The sequence below is a fragment of the Pseudomonas umsongensis genome (assembly GCF_002236105.1).
GTDB classification, from domain to species: Bacteria; Pseudomonadota; Gammaproteobacteria; order Pseudomonadales; family Pseudomonadaceae; genus Aquipseudomonas; species Aquipseudomonas umsongensis.
Genome location: NZ_NIWU01000009.1, coordinates 67666 through 90654, shown reverse-complemented (window position 1 = coordinate 90654; position 22989 = coordinate 67666). Strand labels below are relative to the sequence as shown.

Annotated in this window: 18 protein-coding genes; 8 read left to right on the top strand and 10 right to left on the bottom strand. The window is 61.7% G+C overall.

The features are described 5' to 3' along the window. Positions 1–179: 179 nt before the first annotated feature. Positions 180–1181, bottom strand: coding sequence for a zinc-dependent alcohol dehydrogenase family protein (locus PSUM_RS28760; RefSeq protein WP_033044893.1), 1002 nt, complete (start codon positions 1179–1181; stop codon positions 180–182). Positions 1182–1290: 109 nt separating this feature from the next. Here PSUM_RS28760 and PSUM_RS28755 point away from each other — a divergent pair, with 109 nt between their 5' ends. Next, positions 1291–2172, top strand: coding sequence for a LysR family transcriptional regulator (locus tag PSUM_RS28755; RefSeq protein WP_083348678.1), 882 nt, complete (start codon positions 1291–1293; stop codon positions 2170–2172). A gap of 284 nt (positions 2173–2456) precedes the next feature. On the opposite strand, the gene PSUM_RS28750 is transcribed toward PSUM_RS28755, so the two are convergent. Both PSUM_RS28750 and PSUM_RS28745 read right to left on the bottom strand, forming a co-directional pair. Continuing rightward, positions 2457–3647 carry a cation:proton antiporter gene (locus PSUM_RS28750; RefSeq protein ID WP_042955806.1) on the bottom strand — a complete coding sequence of 397 codons (1191 nt, stop codon included), beginning with the start codon at positions 3645–3647 and terminating at the stop codon, positions 2457–2459. A gap of 245 nt (positions 3648–3892) precedes the next feature. Beyond that, positions 3893–4540 (bottom strand): TetR/AcrR family transcriptional regulator, encoded by a 648-nt coding sequence (locus PSUM_RS28745; RefSeq protein ID WP_020800486.1) that lies wholly within the window; start codon positions 4538–4540, stop codon positions 3893–3895. A gap of 125 nt (positions 4541–4665) precedes the next feature. On the opposite strand from PSUM_RS28745, the gene PSUM_RS28740 reads away from it, so the two are divergent. The 7 genes from PSUM_RS28740 (at position 4666) to PSUM_RS28710 (ending at position 12249) form a co-directional block, all read left to right on the top strand. Then, the gene (locus tag PSUM_RS28740) at positions 4666–6702 is read left to right on the top strand and encodes an NADH:flavin oxidoreductase (protein ID WP_083348679.1); all 2037 of its coding nucleotides are present in this window, start codon (positions 4666–4668) and stop codon (positions 6700–6702) included. Positions 6703–6828: 126 nt separating this feature from the next. After that, positions 6829–8136, top strand: coding sequence for a M24 family metallopeptidase (locus PSUM_RS28735; RefSeq protein ID WP_020800488.1), 1308 nt, complete (start codon positions 6829–6831; stop codon positions 8134–8136). A 13-nt stretch (positions 8137–8149) separates the two neighbouring features. Then, positions 8150–8959 (top strand): amino acid ABC transporter ATP-binding protein, encoded by an 810-nt coding sequence (locus PSUM_RS28730; protein WP_020800489.1) that lies wholly within the window; start codon positions 8150–8152, stop codon positions 8957–8959. Then, positions 8959–9600 (top strand): amino acid ABC transporter permease, encoded by a 642-nt coding sequence (locus tag PSUM_RS28725; protein WP_083348680.1) that lies wholly within the window; start codon positions 8959–8961, stop codon positions 9598–9600. Before PSUM_RS28730 ends, PSUM_RS28725 begins: the two co-directional genes overlap by 1 nt. Next, positions 9597–10256 carry an amino acid ABC transporter permease gene (locus PSUM_RS28720; protein ID WP_008059832.1) on the top strand — a complete coding sequence of 220 codons (660 nt, stop codon included), beginning with the start codon at positions 9597–9599 and terminating at the stop codon, positions 10254–10256. The genes PSUM_RS28725 and PSUM_RS28720 overlap by 4 nt, the downstream gene beginning before the upstream one ends. Positions 10257–10314: 58 nt before the next feature. Then, positions 10315–11148: a substrate-binding periplasmic protein gene (locus tag PSUM_RS28715; RefSeq protein ID WP_020800492.1), complete on the top strand. Its 834-nt coding sequence runs from the start codon at positions 10315–10317 to the stop codon at positions 11146–11148. A 93-nt stretch (positions 11149–11241) separates the two neighbouring features. Further along, the gene (locus PSUM_RS28710) at positions 11242–12249 is read left to right on the top strand and encodes an Ldh family oxidoreductase (protein WP_020800493.1); all 1008 of its coding nucleotides are present in this window, start codon (positions 11242–11244) and stop codon (positions 12247–12249) included. Positions 12250–12365: 116 nt separating this feature from the next. Here the strand turns inward: PSUM_RS28710 and PSUM_RS28705 are convergent, their stop codons facing one another. The 7 genes from PSUM_RS28705 to PSUM_RS28675 form a co-directional block, all read right to left on the bottom strand. Next, entirely contained in the window at positions 12366–13019 is a 654-nt protein-coding gene (locus PSUM_RS28705) for a TetR/AcrR family transcriptional regulator (RefSeq protein WP_083348681.1), read from the bottom strand. 32 nt (positions 13020–13051) lie between these two features. Then, positions 13052–14680 carry a methyl-accepting chemotaxis protein gene (locus PSUM_RS28700; protein ID WP_033044903.1) on the bottom strand — a complete coding sequence of 543 codons (1629 nt, stop codon included), beginning with the start codon at positions 14678–14680 and terminating at the stop codon, positions 13052–13054. A 63-nt stretch (positions 14681–14743) separates the two neighbouring features. After that, positions 14744–15895 (bottom strand): acyl-CoA dehydrogenase family protein, encoded by a 1152-nt coding sequence (locus PSUM_RS28695; protein WP_033044904.1) that lies wholly within the window; start codon positions 15893–15895, stop codon positions 14744–14746. A 17-nt stretch (positions 15896–15912) separates the two neighbouring features. After that, a complete protein-coding gene (locus tag PSUM_RS28690; RefSeq protein ID WP_083348682.1) occupies positions 15913–17001 on the bottom strand; it encodes an enoyl-CoA hydratase/isomerase family protein in 1089 nt (362 codons plus the stop codon). After that, positions 16998–17894 (bottom strand): 3-hydroxyisobutyrate dehydrogenase, encoded by an 897-nt coding sequence (gene mmsB / locus PSUM_RS28685; RefSeq protein ID WP_020800498.1) that lies wholly within the window; start codon positions 17892–17894, stop codon positions 16998–17000. Before mmsB ends, PSUM_RS28690 begins: the two co-directional genes overlap by 4 nt. Positions 17895–18054: 160 nt before the next feature. Next, positions 18055–19563 carry a CoA-acylating methylmalonate-semialdehyde dehydrogenase gene (locus tag PSUM_RS28680; RefSeq protein WP_033044906.1) on the bottom strand — a complete coding sequence of 503 codons (1509 nt, stop codon included), beginning with the start codon at positions 19561–19563 and terminating at the stop codon, positions 18055–18057. A 102-nt stretch (positions 19564–19665) separates the two neighbouring features. Next, the gene (locus PSUM_RS28675; RefSeq protein WP_033044907.1) at positions 19666–21369 is read right to left on the bottom strand and encodes an AMP-binding protein; all 1704 of its coding nucleotides are present in this window, start codon (positions 21367–21369) and stop codon (positions 19666–19668) included. Positions 21370–22989: the final 1620 nt, after the last annotated feature.

Below are 22989 nucleotides of genomic sequence, written 5' to 3'. Positions count from 1 at the left end.
AGGCCGCATCAGTGAATGCAGCCTCAGTTGTAGACACTGGCAGGGTCAGCTCCTGGCCGTTTTCTGCCTGTCGCGTCCGGCTGAAAACGTCCCAAAGCTGACGTTGGTGACAGGCATAAATCGGCCAGTAGCGGCCGCATCCGGCCGTTTGTACTGAATGAGCTTTAGAGCACCAAGAACTATTCATTTACCAACTGGATTACCGTCTTGCCCTTGCCGCGACCTTCCGCGACCTGGCGAAACGCTTCGTTGACGTCTGGCAGCTCAAAGTGCCGTTGATCCACGCGGATAGTCAGTTGACCAGCGTTGGCCAGCGCGGCGGCCTCGCGAAGGATAGCGCCGTGGTGTTCGCGCCCCTTGCCGGTGAGCAATGGCGCTAGGGTGAATACGCCGGAATAGGTTGCACTTTTAAACGACAGCGGTGCCAGGCTGTGCTGCCCCCAACCCAGGCAGCTCAGCACGTGCCCTGTATAAGGCTTCACGGCCTTGAATGACGCATCCAACGTGCTGCCGCCTACGGTGTCGTAGACGATGTCGAAACCTTCACCAGCCGTATAATGCTCGACATAGTCCTCTACGCTCTGTGCCTGATAGTCGATGGCCGTAGCCCCCAGCGAGCGAATGAAGTCGAGACTCGCCGCCGAACCGGTGGCGTAGACATCGGCACCGCGAGCCTTGGCCAGTTGCACAGCCACTTGGCCGACCCCACCCGCGCCGCCATGAATCAGCACACGCTGACCGGCACGGACATTGGCACGATCTACCAAACCTTCCCATGCGGTAATGAATACCAAAGGCAATGCAGCTGCCTCACGCATGTCGAGAGTGTGCGGCTTTGGCGCGATGAGCCGGACATCCACGGCAATGTATTCGGCCATAGTACCCTGAGCACCGCCGATCCCGCCGGGCATACCGAAGACTTCCTGGCCTTGGGTGAAACTCTCAACCGCCTCGCCCAGTTCGATGACCGTGCCGGCGAGATCAAGGCCGAGCACTGCCGGCAGCGCCTGGCGGGCGTGAGCCCCTGCGCCGGCGGCGATCTTGGTATCGAGAGGGTTTACCCCTGCGGCGTGAACCCTGACCAGCACCTGTCCCTTGCCGGGAACGGGGCGATCGATTTGGCGGACAGCCAGAGGGGCCTGGGCGGACTCGGCGATAGCGGCGAGCATGAAGTGATTCATGGCGGGGAACCTTTGATTGAGTGGACGCTTACAGATTGCCGCGCTTTCATCATTCCGATAAGAAACTAAATTTGCATATAACTTATTCCACAAAGAGGTCTAATCGCAGATGGACTTGTTCGACAGCATGCACATCTTTGTACGCGTCGTGGAGCGCGGGTCGTTTTCTGCGGTTGCTCGCGAGCTGAACATGGGGCAGCCGGCAGTGAGCAAGCAGGTTCGCGCTTTGGAGCAGTATCTGGGCGGGCCATTGTTCGCCCGCAGCACCCGGTACCTGGCCCTGACCGACCAAGGGCAACGCTTCTACAGCCACTGCCAGGAAATTCTCGGCCACCTCGAAGCCGCCACGCGCAGCTTTACCAGCGGTCAGGAGCAGATCGCCGGCCCTCTGCGAGTCGCCGCACCGGTCAGCTATGGGAGGTTGTGCATAGCACCGCTGATAGGGCCTTTCTTGCAACGCCATCCAGAGGTCCGGATTGATCTGCGCCTGAGCGATCACAACGAAGACCTGCTCAAGGAAAATATAGACCTGGCTATCCGGATTGGCGTGGTGAAGAGCGAGGGATTGGTGGCAGTGCCACTGGGTACCAGCACGCGGCGGGTCTATGCCGCGCCCACCTATCTGGATCGACACGGCCTGCCATGCGAGCCCCATGAACTGACAGGCCACAACTGCATCGGTTTCACATTGCTGGAGCATTACGACAGTTGGCACTTCACTAACGGTGCGAAAGAGCTCGATGTGGCCATCAAAGGCAACGTCACCAGCAACAGCAGCGAGGCCATTCGCGAAATGGTCCTCTGCGGCGTGGGTATTTCCCTTTCTCCAGAATGGCTCTTCGCAGCTGACGTCGAACAGGGCAGCGTTCGTATCGTGCTCGACGATTATCAGACCACCGCGCTTCCTGTCAGCGCTGTGCTCAGTCGGGAGCGGCGACGTTCAGCGCGGACGATGGCCTTCATCGATTTTATCCGCGAGCGCTTAATGTAAAACCGCCTCGTCATCCACCGTCCGCTCTTGGTGGTCGCAGTTCGACCCAAAGCGGCCGGAGACAGGCCGCAAGATTCAGTCCGTAGAGGGCAGCATCAAACGCAGGCTGATAGTCACGAATGTTGAAAGAATCGTTCGGGTCGGCATGGGCCAAGGGAAGGAGAAAGGTTGTCGTCGATGATTTTCTCGCGGGTGATGAGCGTGAGAGCCGGGTCGTTCGCAGGGTGATGTAGCGGAAAACGCAGCGGCCAGTGCAGTTCGAGATTACTGAACGAACACGGTCATCAATGATCACGACTGGCCAGCCGTGCAACCCATGGATTGGCACTCAGACCATGTAATAGCACACTGAGTAAAACGGTACAGACAGCAGTAGCCACCAAGGTACGACTTGCTTGCAGGGGGTAGGCCAATATCATGACGGCGAAGACAATACTGGCCAGGCCTCGCGGGCCGAACCAACCGATGAAGAGGCGAGTTTCGAAATCGAAGCGGGTTCCGACCAGGCTGATCAGCACGGGCAGTATGCGAATCATGGTCAGGCTGAGCACCGAGTAAAGCCAGATGTTGAGGGTGAGGCTGCTCCAGGCCCAAGGGATCACCAGTGCGCCAAATACGACCCAGGTAATGACCGATAACAGACTGGCGAACTCTTCGCTGGCCTTGAGCATCTGGTGCTTTTGCTCGGTAAACAGAAAACTTGCAAGCAACCCACCGACGAACGCGGCGATAAACCCGCTACCGCCTAGTGTTTGCGCTGTGGCAAAGCACAGGATGGCGAGCCCGGGCAGGGTCAACTGTGACCACACTGGCGTTTGCCACTGGTGTTTTACGGAGTAGCGCTGCAACCGCCAGGCGATGAGCGTCAGGGTAATACCGATGAGTGCACCGATGCCCAGTTCCTCGATCACTAACTCTAATGCCAGTGAGATAGGGGACCGTGTCTGTTCTTCGACCAGCAATGCCAAAAACATAAGCAACACTGGAACGCAGATTCCATCATTCAGCCCGCTCTCAACGTTTAACCCTTCACGCACGGACGCGGGAACCTGAGGGTTGCTCACAACCGCCTTACCGAGCGCAGCATCGGTGGGCGCCAGAAGGGTTGCCAGTATTGCCAGTTCCAACGGTGGGACCTGTGGGAACAGCCAGACGCCGACTAGCCAACCACCCGCTATGGTCAGCGGTAGCCCTATCATCAACAAGCGCAGTGGAAGCCCTTCATTGGCCCGAAGGACCTTCAGATCAGCGTTGGCCGCATCGCTGAACAGAACAATCGCCAGCGTCAGCTCAGCCAAGAACTTTAGGCCCTCCCTGTCAATCCGGAGTTGCAGAACGCCCAGGAATGCCGGGCCGAGAAGCAGGCCGGCAAGCATGAACATAAGCGGGCCATTAAGCAGGCGTGACTCGAAGCGCCCCGCAAATAGGCTGTAGGTAAGGAGGAAGGCGGCAAGCAGCGCCAAGTTCTGATACATCGACGACCTGCCTGTTAAGGGTGGGCAGATGTAGCACGCGACCTTGAAGTAAACACCTTCAGGGTAGCCCCATTTGCAGTTTCGTGGAGAACACCGGAACAATCGCAATGGTTCAGGTACCGACCCCGGACGGGGCTATCGGCTATTCGGGCCAGGCACCGATTGAAGGAATGCCTGGCAGCGGTGCGCCAAAGGGAGCGCCTACCGGGACGCTCTACAAAGAAACTGACTTAAAGTCGATGTTTTCAGACGTTCAAATCGGCACGGCTAAAACCGTTGCGCTGATAAAAGCGCTCCAGCTCACGGGCTTCCGGCTCCCTGCCGGTGAAAATCTTCAGGTACTCGGGGATGTAGCGCATGCGCTGGGCCAGGGGCTCCCGGGTTTTCATGCTGATGTAGCCGATTTGCGTGAGGTAGATCGAACGGGCGCGGGTTATCGCCGCATCGTGTTCAAAGCCGAAACGGTCGAACATCTGCCGCAATGCCTCGACGCGCTGCTCGTCAGCCTCGCCGATTTCCTGCGCCACTTCCGGTGATTGCAACGCCCAACTGCGCATGGCGAACTCGAACTGCGAGTCGAACAAATCGCTGTTCAGCCAGCAGTCGAAGACGTTGAGGATCGCCTCGGTGATGGACTCGGCATAGGCCTGGGATTTGGTCACCAGGTTGAAGGTGTTCTTGTTTTTCCATTGCTCGATCAAGGCGACGAGCAGGGCATCGCGGTCTTCGAAAAACCAGTAGAAGCTGGTGCGCGACAAATTCAGTTTTTTCGCCAGCGGCATCACTCGCACGGCATCGACGCCTGACTCGGTCAGACTTTCGTAGGCCGCATTGAGCCAGGCTTCCAGGGAGCCTCGGCCTGCCGGTTCCGCCGTTGAGGTGGTTGCTTTCATGGGCATTTCTTCCCTGCTGAAATGTGCTTTTCGTGGTCAACTGTACACCAGTGTCAAGCCTATTGACACCTGTGTACACAGGGGCATATTGTCGGCGTGCCTGATGACCTGTTTGCGAGACCGATATGAAAAACGATCCGCTACTTCAGCCTTATCGCCTCAAGCATTTGACCCTGCGCAACCGCATCATGACCACCTCCCATGAACCGGCATACCCGGAAGACGGGATGCCGAAAAAGCTCTACCGGGCCTACCACGTTGAACGTGCCAAAGCCGGTGTAGCCATGACCATGACCGCGGGCTCCGCCGCGATCTCCCGTGACAGCCCGCCCGTGTTCAACAACATTCTGGCCTACAAGGACGAAGTGGTCGGCTGGATGAAAGACCTGACCGACGAGTGCCATGAACATGGTGCGGCGGTGATGATCCAGCTCACTCACCTGGGCCGGCGTACCCGCTGGGACAAAGGCGACTGGCTACCGGTGGTGTCGCCCTCCCATAATCAGGAACCCGCACACCGCGCCTTCCCCAAGCAGCTCGAACAGTGGGACATCGACCGCATCATTCGCGACTACGCCGATGCCGCCGAACGCATGAAAGCCGCCGGCCTGGACGGCATCGAGCTGCAAGCCTACGGTCACTTGATGGATCAGTTCTGGTCGCCGCTGACCAACGAACTGGAAGGGCCGTACGGCGGCTCGCTGCAAAACCGCCTGCGCTTTACCTTCGATGTGCTCACGGCCATTCGTAAACGCGTGGGCCCGGAATTTATCGTAGGCATTCGCTACACCGGGGACGAAGTCCTTGCCGGCGGCCTGCAAAAAGAGGAGGGGTTGCAGATCTCCCAACTGTTGAAAGACAGTGGCATGATCGACTTCCTCAATGTGATTCGCGGCAACATCGCCACCGACGCCGGGCTGACCGACATCATCCCGATCCAGGGCATGCGCAATGCGCCGCACCTGGATTTTGCCGGCGAAATCAAGGCGCTGACCGGCTTCCCGACCTTCCATGCAGCGAAAATTCCCGACGTGGCCACGGCGCGTCATGCCATTGCCTCGGGGCTGGTGGACATGGTCGGCATGACCCGCGCGCACATGACCGACCCGTACATCGTGCGCAAGATCATCGAAGGCCGTGAAGACGATATCCGCCCTTGCGTGGGCGCCAACTATTGCCTGGACCGCATTTACAACGCTGGCGCTGCCTACTGCATCCACAACGCCGCGACCGGGCGTGAAACCACCATGCCCCATGAAATACCCAAGGCTGCGCACAAGCGCAAAGTGGTGATTGTCGGCGCCGGCCCTGGTGGCCTGGAAGCGGCACGGGTGGCAGGAGAGCGCGGCCACGAGGTGGTGGTGTATGAGCTGGCGGACAAACCCGGCGGACAGATTCGCCTGACCGCGCAGTCCGAGCGGCGCAAGGAAATGATCAGCATCATCGATTGGCGCATGGCGCAATGCGAGCGCCTTGGCGTGACGTTTCACTTCAACACCTGGGCAGACACCGCGATTGTTCTCGATGAAAATGCCGACGTGGTGATCGTGGCGACCGGGGGCCTGCCGCACACCGAAGTGCTGGAACGCGGCAATCAATTCCTGGTTTCAAGCTGGGACATTATTTCCGGCGACGTGAAGCCTGGGCGCAATGTGCTGGTGTACGACGATGCGGGCGACCACGCCGGCCTGCAAGCCGCCGAATTCATCGCCCGCAGTGGCGCCAAGACTGAAATCATGACCCCCGACCGCTCGTTCGCGCCGGAAGTCATGGGCATGAACCTGGTTCCCTACATGCGCTCGTTGCAGCAACTGGACACCACCTTTACCGTCACCTACCGGCTCAAGGCTGTGGAGAAACAAGGCGACCAATTGCTGGCTACGATCGGCACCGATTACAGCGACCTGACCAAAACACGCCGGGTGGATCAGGTGGTGGTCAACCACGGCACCCGGCCGCTGGATGAGCTGTATTTCGAACTCAAGCCCTTGGCCAGCAACGAAGGCGCCGTGGAGTACATGGACCTGATTGTCGGCAAGCCGCAAACCGTTTCGAGCAACCCCGAAGGGCGCTTCCAGTTGTTCCGCATTGGTGATGCCGTGGCGTCGCGCAATACCCATGCGGCCATCTACGATGCCCTGCGGCTGGTCAAGGACCTCTAGCTGCCGTGTGTCGCCCACAACAATAAAGACAGCCGTCACCTGATTTAGAAGCCTTTAGTTACTGCCCCAACAGTTGGACTGATTGAATTTGATGAACATCAAACTCTTCCCAGCGGAGGTTGTTGCATGCATACGGGTTCTGATTCCATTGAGCTGCTCACGGCGTTAACCGAACGCGACCTGCGCTTTCGCAGCGATGCCAAGGTCACTGAACATGCCCTGGCGCCGGTCGACACGGCGTTACTCGATGCGTATTGCGCCATCGACCGCAAAGCCCTGCGTCATTACCGCCTGGAACGCATTCGCGAGCAACTGCGTGCCCAGGATTACGCCGGCATTCTGTTGGCCGATCCGATCAATATTCGCTATGCCACCGACACCAATAACCTCGGTTTGTGGGTGATGCACTCGCCCAGCCGCTATGTGTTCGTGGCCACCGACGGCCCGGTGGTGCTGTTCGAGTTCACCAGCAGCCGGCACAACAGCGAGCACGTGGAAACCATCGATGAAATTCGCCCGGCGATTCCCTGGCTGTATTTTCTTGCCGGCCCCCGCGTGCAGGAAAAAGCCGAGCGCTGGGCCCAGGAAGTGGCGGACCTGATGACCCGCCACGGTGGCGGCAATCGCCGCTTGGCAGTGGACCGTTGTGACCCATGGGGCGCGCAGCGCCTGACGCATAAGGGCATTGAGCTGTTCGATGCGCAGCCGTTGATGGAGCAGGCACGCTTGATCAAATCGGCGGAAGAGGTGGCCAGCCACCGGGTCTCCATGGGCGTGTGCGACCTGGCCATTGCCCGGATGCGCACAAGCCTGGTGCCGGGGGTTACTGAAAACCAGCTGTGGAGCATCATGCACGGGACTAATGTCGCGCACGGCGGGGAATGGGCCGAAAGCCGCTTGCTCAGCTCCGGGCCGCGCACCAACCCGTGGTTCCAGGACGCCACCGACAAGGTCATCAAGGCAGGCGAGATGGTCTGTTTTGACACCGACATGGTCGGGCCCGGTGGTTACCTTTCGGACATCTCTCGCAGCTTCGTCTGCCCCGGCAAGGCGCCGACAACGGCCCAGCGCGACTTGCTGGAAATCGCCTCGCAGCAGATCAATCACAACGTCGAACTGCTGCGCCCGGGCCTGTCCTTTCGCGAGTTTGCCGAACACTGTTGGCCTGTGCCCAAGCGCTTTGAGCACAACCGCTACATGATGATGCTGCACGGCGTCGGCCTGGTGGACGAGTACCCCAGCGTCGCCTACGCCGTGGATTTCGCCGAGTGGGGTTACGACGGCCTGTTCGAGGAAAACATGGTGGTGTCGGTGGAAAGTTACATCGGAGAACAAGGCGGTGGGGAAGGGGTGAAGCTCGAAGAACAGGTGCTGATCAGCGCCAACGGGCCGATAAAACTTTCGCGCACGCCCTTAGTCGACGGCGATCGATAGCTGGAGCAAAAACATGAGCAGTATGACCGTGATCGAATCCGCGCCCTCCTTGGCACCGCGCCCAGTGGCCAGCGCCGAACCGTTCTTGCGCCTGGAGGGAATTCATAAGCAGTTTGGCCCCTATCCCGTCCTGCACGACGTGTGTTTTGAAATGAGCAAGGGCGAGGTGGTGGCCATTATCGGGCCCAGTGGTTCGGGCAAGAGTACCTTGCTGCGCTGTATCAATCAGTTGGAGCCGCCGACCCAGGGCCGGGTCAGTATGGATGGCGTGCACATCGAAGCTGGCAAGGCGCTACCCCGTACAGAGCTGCTCAAGCTACGCCGGCGCATTGGCATGGTGTTCCAGTCGTTTAATCTTTTTCCGCACCTGACGGTACTGCGCAATGTCAGCCTGGCGCAAATCCGTACCTTGGGCCGCAGCGCCAAAGAGGCCGACGCCCGCTCCATGCAACTGCTCGAACGCGTGGGGTTGGCCGACAAGGCCCAGCACTATCCGGCGCGCTGCTCCGGTGGCCAGCAACAACGGATCGCCATCGCCCGTGCCCTGGCACTGGACCCTGAATTGATGCTGTTCGATGAGCCGACCTCGGCGCTGGACCCCGAGCTGGGCCTGGAGGTGCTGGCGGTGATGAAAGAGCTCGCCTGCGAAGGCATGTCGATGATCGTCGTGACCCACGAAATGCACTTCGCCGAAACCGTGTCCGACCGCGTGGTGGTGATGGCCGAGGGGCGAATCATCGAGCAGGGGCCGAGCCAGCAAGTGATGCGTCAGCCCGAGCATGAACGGGTGATCCAGTTCCTCCAGGCCGTGAGGAATCGCTGATGCAAGACATCCTGGTGATGCTGTTGAACGGTGTGCCGTGGACCATTGCTGTCACCGTGCTCGCCTTCTGCGTCGGCGTGGTGCTGGGGTTTCCGATCTGTGCCCTGCGCCTGTCCAGGGTCAAGCCCCTGCGTTTTCTGGCGGCCATGCTGGTGCTGACCCTGCGCTCCATTCCGCCGATTGTCTGGCTGTTTTTCATCTTCTTTGGCATCGGTGGCGGCTATATCAGCCTGTCGCCGTTTACCGCGGCAGTGGTCGGCCTGGGGCTGATTACGGCGGCGCACATGTCCGAGGTATACCGCGGTGCTTTCGCGGCGATTCCCACCGGGCAATTCGAAGCCGCCTATGTGCTTAACCTGTCGGCATCGCAACGGTTTTTCGATGTGGTGTTACCGCAGTTGGTGCGCATCGCCATTCCCACCTCGGCCACCTACGCCATTGGCCTGCTCAAGGATTCGGCCGTGGCCTCGACCATTGGCGTCGGCGATATCAGCTTCCAGGCCTATCAAGTTTCACAACAAACCTTTCAGGGCCTGAGCGTCTACAGCGCGGCGGCGGTGGTTTACCTGGTGCTCAGCGTGCCGGTGGCCTTGTTCTCCCGTTGGCTCTCGGCGACGTTGAAACAGAGGATTGCCCGATGAGCGAACTGCTGACGATGTGGGCCCAATGGCTGCCGGAGTTGTGGAAGGGCTTTGTGTTGTCGATGCAGGTCACGGCGGTGAGCCTGGGCCTGGGCATTGTACTGGGGCTGGTGCTGGCACTCGGTGTCTCGGCCCCGAGCCGCTGGTTGCGTTACCCGTCTCTGGTCATCGTGGAGTTGGGGCGCGGTGCGCCGGCGTTGATCCTGCTGCAGTATTTTTACTTTGGCCTGCCCAGCGTCAACCTGACCTTGACCTCGTTCTGGGCTGCCGCGCTGGCCATGGCGTACTGCACGGCGGCCTACACCAGTGAAATCATTCGCGGTGGCATCGAGGCCGTGGCCCCAGGGCAAACCGAGGCCGCTGAGGTGATCGGCCTCAACCGGTTCGACGCCCTGCGCTTTGTGATCCTGCCTCAGGCCTTGCGGGTAGCGCTGCCGTCGCTGCTGGGGTTCTCGATCATGATGTTCCAGGCCTCGTCGCTGTGTTTCACCATCGCCCTGCCAGAAATTGTCAGCCGGGCGTCCTCCATAGGTTCCTCCACGTTTGAGTACATGCCGGTGCTGATCCTGGCCGGTTTGATGTATGCCGCTGTCTGTGCTCCGGCAACCCTGGGCGTGGCGGCGTTGGAAAAAAGACTGGCACCCAGCCAGCCATAACAACAAATGCCACTCACGCCGTTTTCGGCTGCTGCTCTCTTATTGCAAAGGTGACGTCATGACTCGCTCATTCAAACATTTTACCCGTTGGATGTTCTTGTGTTCGACCCTGGCTGGCGCGCCATACGCCCTGGCCGAATGCACCCCGGCGAACCAGTTTGAAACCATTACGCCGGGTGTGCTGACCGTGGCGGCGTACGTCTTCCCGCCTTACTCGATACCGGGACCGAACAACCAGTTGAGCGGCGTGGATGGCGAGATCATCAAGCGCATCGCCGAGCGCGAATGCCTGAAGGTCAAGACCATGGTGGTGGACACCGCAGCGGTGGTGCAGGCGGTGGTGGCAAAGCGCGCCGATGTCGGCATCGGTGACTGGTACCGCACGGCAGAGCGCAGCAAGGCGTTGGGGTTGTCGGCACCGTTGTACCTGGACGTGATGGGCATTATTTCGGATGAGGGCTACACGAAGATTTCCGAACTGGACGGCAAGCGCATCGGCACCGTGCAGGGCTACCTGTGGGTGGACGATTTGAAGAAGACCTTTGGCGACAATCTGGTGCTCTACCCGAACCCGGTGGCCATGGCGCAGGACCTGGCGTCCAAGCGCATCCAGGTCGGTGCGGACAGCTTCGCGGTGGGGGTCTCTTCGCAGCAGAAGGGCGCGTACCCCGGCAAGAGCATCAAGGTGTCCGAGCCCGATCAACGGGTCAAGGCCACGCTTGAGCCTGGGCAGAGCGCCTTCCCGTACACCAAGTCCAACGCAGCCTTGGGCGAGGCGCTGGGCAAGAACATCCAGGCCTTGCATGCCTCGGGCGAAATCGCTGAAATCCTCGCCTCGTTTGGCCTGGACCGCGAGGCTGCGAAGGTGGGTGAACCGAGGATGATCCAGTAAAGATAATCAACTGGACGAGCAGGAGCGGCCAGCGCCGCTCCTGCAGGTTCTCAAGCTGCGGCACACCTACAATCCGAGAATATTGAAGCCACCATGGACGACGACAAACCCCACAAGCGCCTGTCTCTGGCCGAGGCCACCACCTTCGCACAACAGCTCTGCCTGGCCCACGGCACCAGCCACGCCGTGGCCTCGGCGCTTGCCAACGCCACGGTATCAGCCCAGGCCCATGGCCAACACGAGGTCGGTTTCGGTCATTTGCCTGACTACCTCAGCGGCTTTGCCACCGGCCGAATCGCCAGGGCTGCCGAGCCCTTCGTGTCCCAGGTCGCGCCGGCCATGATCCGCTGCGATGCGGCCCAAGGCATCGCGCAACTGGGCTTCGATCACGCTTTCCCAGTGCTGTGTAGCAATGCGCATCAACTGGGTATTGCCCTGTTCGCGCAGTTCAACGCTTTCACCTGTGGCGAATTGGGCTATTACACCCGTCGCCTGGCGCGCGAGGGGCTGGTCGCGTTGGCGTTCACCAATGGCTCACCGCTGCTCACCGTGGCGGGCCAGAGCCGGCCGCTGTACTCCACCAACCCCATCGCATTTGCCGCCGCCAGTGCTGCAGGTCGTTTACTGGCGATCGACCAAGCCAGCAGCGCCACGGCCTACGTAAACCTGCTTCGGGCCGCTGAAGCGGGGGAGGCGATACCGCCAGGCTGGGCGGTTGATGCACAAGGCAATGAAACGCGCAGCGCGCGGGAGGCACTGCGCGGGACGTTGCTGGCGTTCGGGGGCGGGCGCGGCGCCAACATCGCGTTGATGGTCGAGGTGCTCGCGGCGGGTTTGACGGGGGCCAATTGGTCGTTGGATGCAGCCGATTTCCGTTCCGGCAGCGAATCCCCAGGGGCAGGCATGCTGGTGATTGGCATTGCTCCCAGGTTGCTGGACGAGTGCTTTGCCTCACGTCTGGGCGAGCAGATGACGCGGCTTGAAACCTTGGGCGTTTACCTGCCGGGCAAGGCCAAAGAGCAAGCCTATGCCCGTGCGGTCCGCGAGGGCATCAGCCTGCCGTTATCGGCGTACGACGCGTTCAAGGCGCAGGTGGAATAGTCAAACCCTTCGCCACCGCCGGCCGCGGCAGAAAACTTTCAAGCGCAGCGGTCACGCTGGGCCGTGCTTGCCCAGCTGCTGTCACTGCGCTACCGGCCAGGCATTGCCACGGCCGATCATGAGGCTTTAAGCCCGGGAGCCTGCAACGCCCCCTGCAGGGCGCCCATGACCATGTCATGCAGCAGCTTGCGCCGTGTTCCCTTGCCGGCCGGCGACTCTGCAATCCAGGCCGGCAGTTGGTTGAGCAGGGACACGATGCCGCTCAAGGTAGAGCGCAGGGGGACGCTCGCCGGTTCACCGGTGAGCTGTTCAATCGTGGTCACCAGGTGTTCCTCGTAGCGCCTGCGCAACGCCAGGATCGAGCCAAGCTGTTCGCTGTCCAGGCAATGGAGGTCATGCTCGGCCAGGCGAAAATGCGCCGCCATGCGCTCGTGCAGCAGCAGGTGCGCCTCAAGCAAAGCCTGCAGTCGTGCCGCGGGGCTGGATTTGCGCCGGTTCACCAGGTTGGCGCCGTGCAGCAACTGTTCGTAGAGTTCCTCGATCAACTCGAACAGCAGTGCCTCCTTGCTGTCGATGTGGTTGTAGATGGAGCCGGCCTTGATCCCCAGATAAGCCGCCAGGTCGCGCATGCTGACCCGGCTGAAACCACATCGGGCAAACAGCTCGAGGGCTTTTTGCCGGGTTTCCAGGTAGCGGGAGTGGTGCACCTGGTCGATGGCCCCCGCAAACGAAGAGCCGGGGCGGGAGGCAATGGGTTGCGAGGCTGTCATCTAGGCGATACCTCCATCGTTGCTGATCCATTTCAAAGGCGAAACTGCCCCAATAGCCGATTGAGCTGGCCCGCCAACTGCCCCAGGTTCTGGCTGGCCTCGTTGGACTGGTCCGCCGCCAGGGCATTCTCGTGGGCCAGCGAGGCGGCGTGGGTGACATTCTGGTTGATGTCCTCGACCACGTGGGATTGCTCCAGGGTGGCACTGGCAATCGAGGCGTTCAGTTCCGTGAGATTGCGCAGCGCGGTGATGACCAGGTGCAGGCTTTCACCGGTTTCGCGGGCCTGTACCACGGTTTGGCGAGCGGCCTGGCTGCTGGCATTGATGACATCGACCGCCGCTTCGGAGTTGCCCTGCAGGCGTTCGATCATGCCCTGGATCTGCGCGGTGGACTGCTGGGTGCGCTGCGCCAGCAGGCGCACTTCGTCTGCCACCACGGCGAAGCCACGACCCTGTTCACCCGCGCGCGCGGCCTCGATGGCGGCGTTCAGCGCGAGCAGGTTGGTCTGTTCGGCGATGGCGCGGATCACCTCCAGCACGCTGCCGATCTGCGTGCTTTCCTGCGCCAGGCTCTGGATCACTTCGACAGCCTGGCCGATGGTCTCGGACAACTGGTCGATCTGGCGCAGGCTGCTGTCGATGTTGTGCTGGCCCTGGCGTGCCTGCTCATCGGCCTGGCGTACTTCATTGGCAGCGTGTTCGGCGTTCTTCGCCACGTCCTGCACGGCATAGGACACTTCGTGGATGGCGGCGGCCACCAGTTCCATTTGCTGGGATTGCTGTTGGCTGTGGCGCTGGCTGTTGCTGGCAATCTCGCCCAGCGATTGCGAGGCCTGGTCCAGGTTGCCAGCGGTCTGCATGGACTGGCCGATCACAGCGCGCAGCTTGTGGGTGAACGCGTTGAAGTGGCTGCTCAGAGCGGTCAGTTCATCGCGCCAGCGACTGTCCAGGTTGTGGGTCAGGTCGGCTTCGCCGCTGGCGATGTTCTCCATGGCATTGACCACCTGCGCCAGGGGCAAGGCGATGCTGCGGGCAATCAGCAGGATCAGCGCGCTGAGCAGCAGGGCGATGGTCAGTACGATGACGAAAGCCTGTATCAGCTGGCGGCGGAACTCCACTTGTACGTCGTCGATGTAGATGCCCGAGCCGACGATCCAGCCCCAGGGCTTGAACAGTTCGACGTAGGAAACCTTCTCCACCGGCGCGTCGGAGCCCGGCTTTGGCCATCGGTAGTGCACCAGGCCGGAGCCATCGCGGTTTGCCACGGCGACCATTTCGTCGAACAGTGCCTTGCCGTCAGGGTCGCGGGTGCCCGCCATGCGCTTGCCCTCGAGCTTGGCATTGGGGTGCATGACCATGCGAGTGTCGAGATCTTCGATCCAGAAGTAGTCGTCGTGGCCGTAGCGCAGGTTGCGTATGACCGCGCTGGCCTGTTGTTGCGCTTGCCCACGCTCGAGACCCTGGCCTTCCAGGGCCTGGAAATGACGCAGGATGCCGCTGACGGTCTCGACCACGTGACGGGTTTTCAGGGCCTTGGCCGCATAGAGATCGTCATGGTTCTGCTTGAGCATCAGGCCGGCGAGAATCAGCAGCATCAGGATGGACGTCAGCAAGATCAACCACAGGCGGCGGCTGATGGAAAAATTACGCAGGCCGAGCATGGGCAACTCCAGAAGGGGCAGGCAAGGGGGCAGCCGGCGCGCAGGGCGCGGCCGGCCAAGGGCTCAGAGCGCGTAGTGGGCCAGCTCGCGTGCGATCAGCAGGCGCTGCACCTCGCTGGTGCCTTCGTAGATCTGGGTGATGCGCGCATCGCGGTAGTAGCGCTCCACGGGGTAATCCTCCAGGTAGCCATAACCACCATGGATCTGCAGGGCGCTGGAGCACACGCGCTCAGCCATTTCCGAGGCGAACAGCTTGGCCTGGGACGCTTCTGACAAGCACGGTTGCCCGGCGCTTTTCAGGCGCGCGGCATGCAGCACCAGCAGGCGGGCAGCATTGAGCCGGGTGTGCATATCGGCGAGCAGGTTGGACACGCTCTGGTGTTCGATGATCGGCTTGGCGAACTGGATGCGTTCGCGGGCATACCCCAGCGCAGCCTCGAAGGCGGCGCGGGCGATGCCCAGGGACTGGGCGGCGATGCCGATGCGACCGCCTTCAAGGTTCGACAGGGCAATGGCCAGGCCCTTGCCGCGCTCGCCGAGCAAATGGTCCTGGGGGATCGTGCAGTTATCCAACGTCACCGCGCAGGTATCGGAGGCCTTGATCCCCATCTTGTGTTCGCTGCGATCGACCACGAAGCCGGGATTGTCGGTGGACACCAGGAACGCCGACAGGCCCTTCTTGCCCAGTTCCGGATCGGTGACGGCAAAGACAATGGCCAGCTTGGCACGCTTGCCGTTGCTGACGAATTGCTTGGCACCATTGAGTACCCACTGACCGTCGCGCAGTTCGGCGCGCGTGCGCAAGTTGTGGGCTTCGGTGCCCGCCTGTGGCTCGGTCAGGCAGAAGCAGCCAATGGCCTGGCCGCTGGCCAGGAGCGGCAGCCAGGTGTCTTGCTGGGAAGGGCTGCCATATTTGAGCAGCGGGCCGCAGCCCACTGAGTTGTGGATGCTCATCAAGGCGCCGAGGGCGCCGTCGCCGGCCGAGATTTCCTCCACGGCCAGGGCGTAGGCCACATAGTCGGTGTAACTGCCACCCCAGGTGTCCGGCACCACCATGCCCAGCAGGCCCAGTTCACCCATCTGCGCCACCACGGCATCATCGATCCAGCCGGCCTTTTCCCAGGCCTGTGCCTGCGGGCCGACTTCGCTGCGGGCGAAGTCGCGTGCCATGTCGCGGATCATGCGTTGTTCTTCGGTCAATTCGATATCGTGCATTGCGAGTCTCCTGCCGTTCAGGCGGTACGAAGGGGTTTGCCAGAGGCCGGGCGAAAGTCGCTGAAGAAAGCCTGCACCCGTGCAGGCACCAGTTCCGCCAGGGTTGGCGGGTTCCAGCGTGGGGTCTTGTCCTTGTCGATGATCAGTGCGCGCACACCCTCCATCAGGTCGCCTTTGTCGAACCACTGGTAGTCCAGGTGCAGCTCCAGGGCAAAGCAGTCGGCCAGGCTCAAGTATCGACCGCGGCGCAACAGTTCCAGGGTCGTAGCCATTGCCAGTGGCGAGCGGCTGTCGAGCAGCGCAACCGTCTGTTCGGCCCAGTCGCGCAGCTCGGGACGTTGCTCGCGCTGCAGCGCATTGCGAATCGCCGACACATCAGGCAGGGAGAAATAGTCATCGATCACCTGGCGGTAAGCCTTGAGTTCCGATCCGGCAATACGCTCGGCGGCCAGCCCCGCCAGCAGGTCTTGCAAGTCTTCTGCGGGCGCACGGGTCCAGTTCAAGTGATCCAGGGCGGCATCCAGTTCGACCAGGCGCTCGCTGGGCAGGTAGTAGTCGGCGAGGTCGGCATAGAGCGCATCGGCGGCCCGTACCTGGCAGCCGGTGACGCCCAGGTAGATACCCAGCTCACCGGGAAGCCGCGGCAGGAAATAGCTGCCACCGACATCGGGGAAAAAGCCGATGCCGACTTCCGGCATGCCCATGCGCGTGCGCTCGGTGATCACCCGCAGCGAGGCCGCCTGCGCCAGGCCCATGCCACCGCCCAGGACGAACCCGTCGAGCAGCGCCAGCACCGGTTTGGAGTAGCCATGCAGGTACTCGTCCAGGGCGTATTCCTCTTCGAGAAACAGCTCGTGCAGGTTGTCCCCGGCCTTGTGACTGTCGTACAGCATGCGGATGTCGCCACCGGCGCAGAAGGCTTTTTCCCCGGCACCACGCAGGGTGACGGCGACGATGTCCGGGTCTTGTTCCCAGATCCACAGGTACTGGCAAAGCAGCTTCACCGTCGGCAGGTCGAGGGTGTTCAGCGCGCTGGGCCGGTTCAGTGTCAGGTGGCCGATGCGGTTGCGCACACAGGCCAGCACCGGGGCTTGCTGCTCGCTCATGCCTGGGCTTCCCCTTGGAACAGTTTGATGATGGCGGAGAAGTCCAGGCCGCCATGACCTTGCAGGCTGAAGGTCTGGTACAGCTGCTGGGCGGCAGCACCGAGCACCACCGGCTGGCGCGCGTGTTTGGCTGCTTCGGTAGCGAGGCTGAGATCCTTGAGCATCAGGTCGGTGCCGAAGCCGCCACTGTAGCCACGGGAGGCCGGAGCATTTTCCAGCACGCCCGGGAACGGATTGTTGATCTCCGAACTCCAGCAGCGACCGGTGGAGGTGCCGATGACACCGGCCAGCACCTTGGCGTCCATGCCCAGGGCCACACCCAGGGCCATGGCCTCGGCGACGCCGACCATGGAGATGCCGAGCAGCATGTTGTTGGCGATCTTGGCCACTTGGCCGTTACCGGCTTCGCCGCAGCGCACGATGTTCCTGCCCATGGCCGAGAGGATCGGCAAGGCCTGGTCGAATACGCTGACGGGGCCGCCGACCATGAACGTCAGGGTGCCTGCCGTCGCACCGCCGGTGCCGCCGGAGACCGGCGCGTCGAGCATCGAGTTGCCTTGGGCGAGGGCGAGTCTGGAAACTTCGCGCGCACTCAGCGGGTCGATGGTCGAACTGTCTATCAACAGCACACCTGGGCCGATGTTGGCCAACAGGCCGTCCTTGGCGCAATAGACCTGTTTCACGTGGTGTGCGGTTGGCAGCATGGTGATGATCACTTCCACCCCGGCCTTGGCCACGCCTGCGGGTGAGTCGGCGGCGCTGGCGCCGGCCTCCACCAACGCGGCGACTGCCTGCGCGAAGGGATCGAAGACGGTCAGGCTGTGGCCCGCCTTGAGCAGGTTGCGGGCCATTGGGCCGCCCATGTTGCCGAGGCCGAGAAATCCGATATGCATGATGGCTACCTTTTGCGTGTGTGGTGGCGAGGGGATCTACCGAAACGTTGCACCGCCCCGTTGGGTCGCGAAGCGGCCCCAATCCAGACAACTCGGTCTGTTTGAACGGTCGCTGGGGCTGCTTCGCAGCCCCAGCGGGGATGAATCCCCTCGCCACAGATCATTTGAGGGTGATAGTGGTGTTCACCGCGCCAACGTCGTCGTCCTCGTCGAACCAGCGTTGGGTGATCGTCTTGGTCTGGGTGTAGAAGGTCACCACTTGCTTGCCGTAAGGGCCCAGGTCGCCGAGCTTGGAGGCGCGCGAACCGGAGAAGGAGAACAGCGGGACCGGTACCGGGATCGGCACGTTGATGCCCACCTGGCCAACGTCGATTTCCTCCTGGAAGTGACGGGCCGCCGCGCCGGAGCGGGTGAACAGGGCGGTACCGTTGCCATTCGGGTTGGCGTTGATGATCTCGATCGCCTCGCTCAGGCTGGCGGCCTGCATGACGCACAGCACCGGGCCGAAGATTTCTTCGCGGTACACGGACATTTGCGCAGTGACGTTGGAGAAGATGGTCGGGCCGACGAAGTTGCCGTCCTGGTAGCCAGGCACGCTCGGGTTGCGGCCATCCAGTTCGAGTTTGGCGCCTTCTTCGATGCCACTGGCGATCAGGCTGTTGACGCGATCCAGGGCAGCGCAGGAAATGACCGGGCCGATGTCGGTGCCAGGTTCGGTGCCGCCATTGATCTTGAGGGTTTTGGTCCGCTCGATCAGGTCCGGCAACCAGGTCTGCGCTTCACCTACCAGAATCACTACCGGCAGGGCCATGCAGCGCTGGCCAGCGGCGCCGAAGGAAGCGCCCAGCAGGTTGTTCAAGGTCTGCTGCTTGTTGGCATCGGGCAGGACGATGGCGTGGTTCTTCGCGCCCATCATGCACTGTGCGCGTTTGCCGTTTTGCGTGGCGCGGTTGTAGACGTGAGTGCCGACCTTGGTCGAACCCACGAAGGACACGGCCTTGATGTCCGGATGATCACAAATCAGGTTCACCGCATCGACGCCGCCGTGGATGACGTTGAGTACGCCCTTGGGTACACCGGCCTCCAGCGCCAGTTCGACGAGGCGCATGGTCACCAGTGGGTCTTGCTCGGACGGCTTGAGGACGAAGGTGTTGCCGGTGGCGATGGCCATCGGGAACATCCACAATGGGATCATCGCCGGGAAGTTGAACGGGGTGATGCCGGCGCACACGCCCAGCGGCTGCATCAAGGTGTAGGTGTCGACGCCGTTGGCGACGTTGTTGGCCAACTCGCCCATCTGCAGGTTACCTATGGAGGTGGCGTGCTCGACCACTTCCAGGCCGCGGAACACATCACCTTCGGCATCCGGCAGGGTCTTGCCCTGTTCGGCGGTGAGCAGGGCGGCGAGTTCCTTGATGTTCTCGCGGATCAGCTGCTGGTATTTGAAGAAGATCCGCGAGCGGGCGCCGATCGGGGTCTTGCGCCAGGTCTTGAAGGCTTCCTTGGCGCTGGCCACGGCGGCATCCATTTCCTCGGCGGTGGCGAATGGCACACGAGCGAGGACTTCCTGGGTGGCCGGGTTGACCACGTTACGCCACTCGGTACTGCGCGATTCGACGAACTCGCCGTTGATGAGGAGCTTGACGCTTGGAACGCTGGATGAGGTCATTTTCGGGTCCTGTCTGCTTTCTTTGAGTCGAGAGTGGCCCCTCGGCCTGGTTGGCCGAGTGGTCGGAGGTGAGTTCAGGAGGGCCGGCGCACCGGCCCGGATTCAGCCCTTGAGCTGAGGGAAGTCTTCTTCGAAGTACTCTTGTGCGCCGCGCGCGTCACTCTGCCGACGCTGCACTTCCATCTGGCGCAGCTCCACCCGACGGATTTTCCCGGAGATGGTCTTGGGCAGCTCGGTGACGAACTCGATGCGTCGCACTCGCTTGTACGGCGCCAGGTGCTCGCGGGCAAAGGCGAGGATATTGCCGGCGAGCTCGGCGCTGCCGGGTTCGTCATGGGCCAGGATCAGGAACGCCTTGGGCACGGCCAGGCGCAGCGGGTCGGGGCTGGGGACCACGGCGCATTCCATCACCGCCGGGTGCTCGATCAGAGCGCTCTCCAGTTCAAAGGGGCTGATGCGGTAGTCGGAGGCCTTGAACACGTCGTCGGCGCGACCGACAAAGGTGACGTAGCCATCATCGTCAATCTGCGCGGTGTCGCCGGTGCGGTAGTAACCGTCGCGCATCACCTCGGCGGTTTTTTCCGGACTGTCCTCATAGCACAGCATCAGGCCAAGTGGGCGCACGTCCAGCGGCAAGGCGACTTCGCCCTCATTGCCAGGTGCCCCGTCGGGGTCGAGCATGGTCACTCGGTAGCCCGGCAGCGGACGACCCATGGAACCGGGCTTGAGCAATTGGCCGGGCGTATTGCCGACCAGGGCGGTGGTTTCCGACTGGCCGAAACCGTCGCGCAATGGCAAGTCCCAGGCATGCAGGATCTGCTCGATGATTTCCGGGTTGAGCGGCTCACCGGCGCCCACCAGTTCGCGCAGGCACAGGCGCTCCTTGTAACTGGCCAGGTCCTCCTGGATCATCATGCGCCAGACCGTGGGCGGGGCGCACAGGCTGGTGACGCCATAGCGCTCCAGGGCACCCAGCAGGGCAGGGGCGCTGAAGCGCGCCACGTTATGGATGAAGATGCAGGCGCCGGCGTTCCAGGGGGCAAAGAGGCAACTCCAGGCGTGCTTGGCCCAGCCCGGTGACGAGATGTTCAAGTGCAGGTCGCCCGGCTGCAGGCCGATCCAGTACATGGTCGACAAGTGGCCGACCGGATAGCTCTGGTGGCTGTGCAACACCATCTTTGGCTTGGAGGTGGTGCCGGAGGTGAAGTACAGCAGCATCGGGTCGGTGGCCAGGGTGCGACCCTCGCTGTCGAACTGCTCGGAGTATTCGCTGGCGGCGCTGTGGGGTGTCCAGCCGGCGGGGGCCGGGCCGACGCAGACGCGGCTGCAGCCTTCACCCAGGCCGTCGAACTTGTCGACATGGGCGGCACCGACCACCAGATGGCGAACCTGGCCACGTTCGATACGATCGGCCAGGTCATCGCAAGTCAGCAGTGCGGTGGCAGGGATGACCACGGCGCCCAGCTTGAAGGCGGCCAACATGGTTTCCCACAGGGCTACGTCGTTGCCGAGCATCAGCAGGATGCGCTCGCCACGGCGCACGCCAAGGGCACGCAGGTGGTTGGCCACCTGGTTGGAGCGCGCGGCCAGTTGCTGGAAGCTGTAGCGCTGCTCGCTGCCGTCTTCTTCGACGATCCACAGGGCGTTGGCCTGGTTACCTTCGGCCATGGCATCGAAGTAATCCAGCGCCCAGTTGAATTCACTCAGTTGCGGCCACTGGAAGTCCCGTGTGGCAGTGGCGTAGTCGGTACGGTGGGCCAGCAGGAAATCACGAGCTTTGATGAAGGGTTGGCAGTTGCTGTTCATTGGAGTCTCCATCGATCGCGGGGGCGATCGGCGCGGTAACGGGTACGGGATGGTCAGGCGGCGAGGGGCGCTTCGCTGCGGGCGGCGATGCGTACGTGACGCGTGCGGGTACCTGAGAGCGGGGAGACGATGGCAAGCATGGATGTCTTCACGGTGTATGCCCTTGTTTGTTTTTGTTGGGTCTGGCCCGGATCATGACCGGTGCTTGAGTCCAGTATATGCATGCAAAAATGAATTAAAAATGCTCATAAAAGCCGGTGCGTTGTGCAGAAAAGTCATAGCTGTGGTGCGTTGGATGGCAGGCCGATCGCACTGTCAGGTAATGCGGGTCGCCCTTACTGTAGGAGTCAGGCTTGCCGGCGAAGGCGTCCAGGCGGCCAATGGAGATTTTGTGACTGAGTACATATCCATTGCTGCGGTAACGGCCACTTAGGGTTTCGCTTTTACTGTAGGAGCCAGGCTTGCCGGCGAAGGCGTCCTGGCAGACGATAGTTGTCTTTCAGGTGTACATATCCGTTGCTGCGGTAACGGCCACTTATGGTTTCGCTTTTACAGCGAGTCACTTTGAGAAGCGGAACGCCGCCCGGCGCAAAGTAACCAAACGCTCTTGCCCCTGGCGTTCGGTGCCTCGCTAATGCTCGGCATGCCCTCGCTCCGGCCCTGCTCCGTGGGTCGCCGCGATGGGCCGTCCCTGGCCCAGCGCGGCTAAACCGGCATCCTTGCCGGTTTACCCACTGCGCAGAACCTCCACTCGGCCTCTCGAGGGGGCAAGAAAATCAAAAGCCAGATCACAATCAAAAGCGAGGCGGCCGACCGGCCGGCCTGATCGGAAGCCATACGCATGCTCGCGATGAACCTGAGAGCGCCGCGGGCTGACAGGTGTCCCGCGTCATCGTTAACGACCATCGTCGGAACGCCGCCCGGAGCATGCTCGCTCCTACAGGGTATCCAGGTACACCCGTCAAAGTCAGGTCGGCTTTAAGGCCGCCTCGCTTTGCTGTTGATCGCGAGCGCCCCGTTAACCACGATGGCCGAACGCAGGCATTGCGCAGTGGGTAAACCGGCAGGACGCCGGTTTAGCCGCGCTGGGCCAGGGACGGCCCATCGCGGCGACCCACGGAGTAATGCCGGAGAGAGGGCATGCCGAGCCCGAGCGAGGCACCGAGTGGTGGGGCAAAGCCTTTTGCTTCCTTTTTGGCGTTTGAAAAAGGGAGTCGCTGTAAAAGCGAAACCATAAGTGGCCGTAACCGCAGCAATGGATATGTACGCAGGCAACCAATTTCACACAGGGCTTCTTGTGACGCCCCGTATCACCGTTGCGCACGGCTCAATTAACGCGTTGTCAGTGGAACGCAGAGCGTCCCTGGCGGCATTCCCACGCAGAGCGTGGGAACGATCAAAGCCGCCGTTATCGCGGCAATGGATATGTACGCAGGCAACCAATTTCACACAGGGCTTCCTGTGACGCCCCGTATCACCGTTGCGCACGGTTTAATTAACGCGTCGTCAGTGGAACGCAGAGCGTCCCTGGCGGCATTCCCACGCAGAGCGTGGGAACGATCAATCGAGGTACACCCGTCAAAGTCAGGTCGGCTTTAAGGCCGCCTCGCTTTGCTGTTG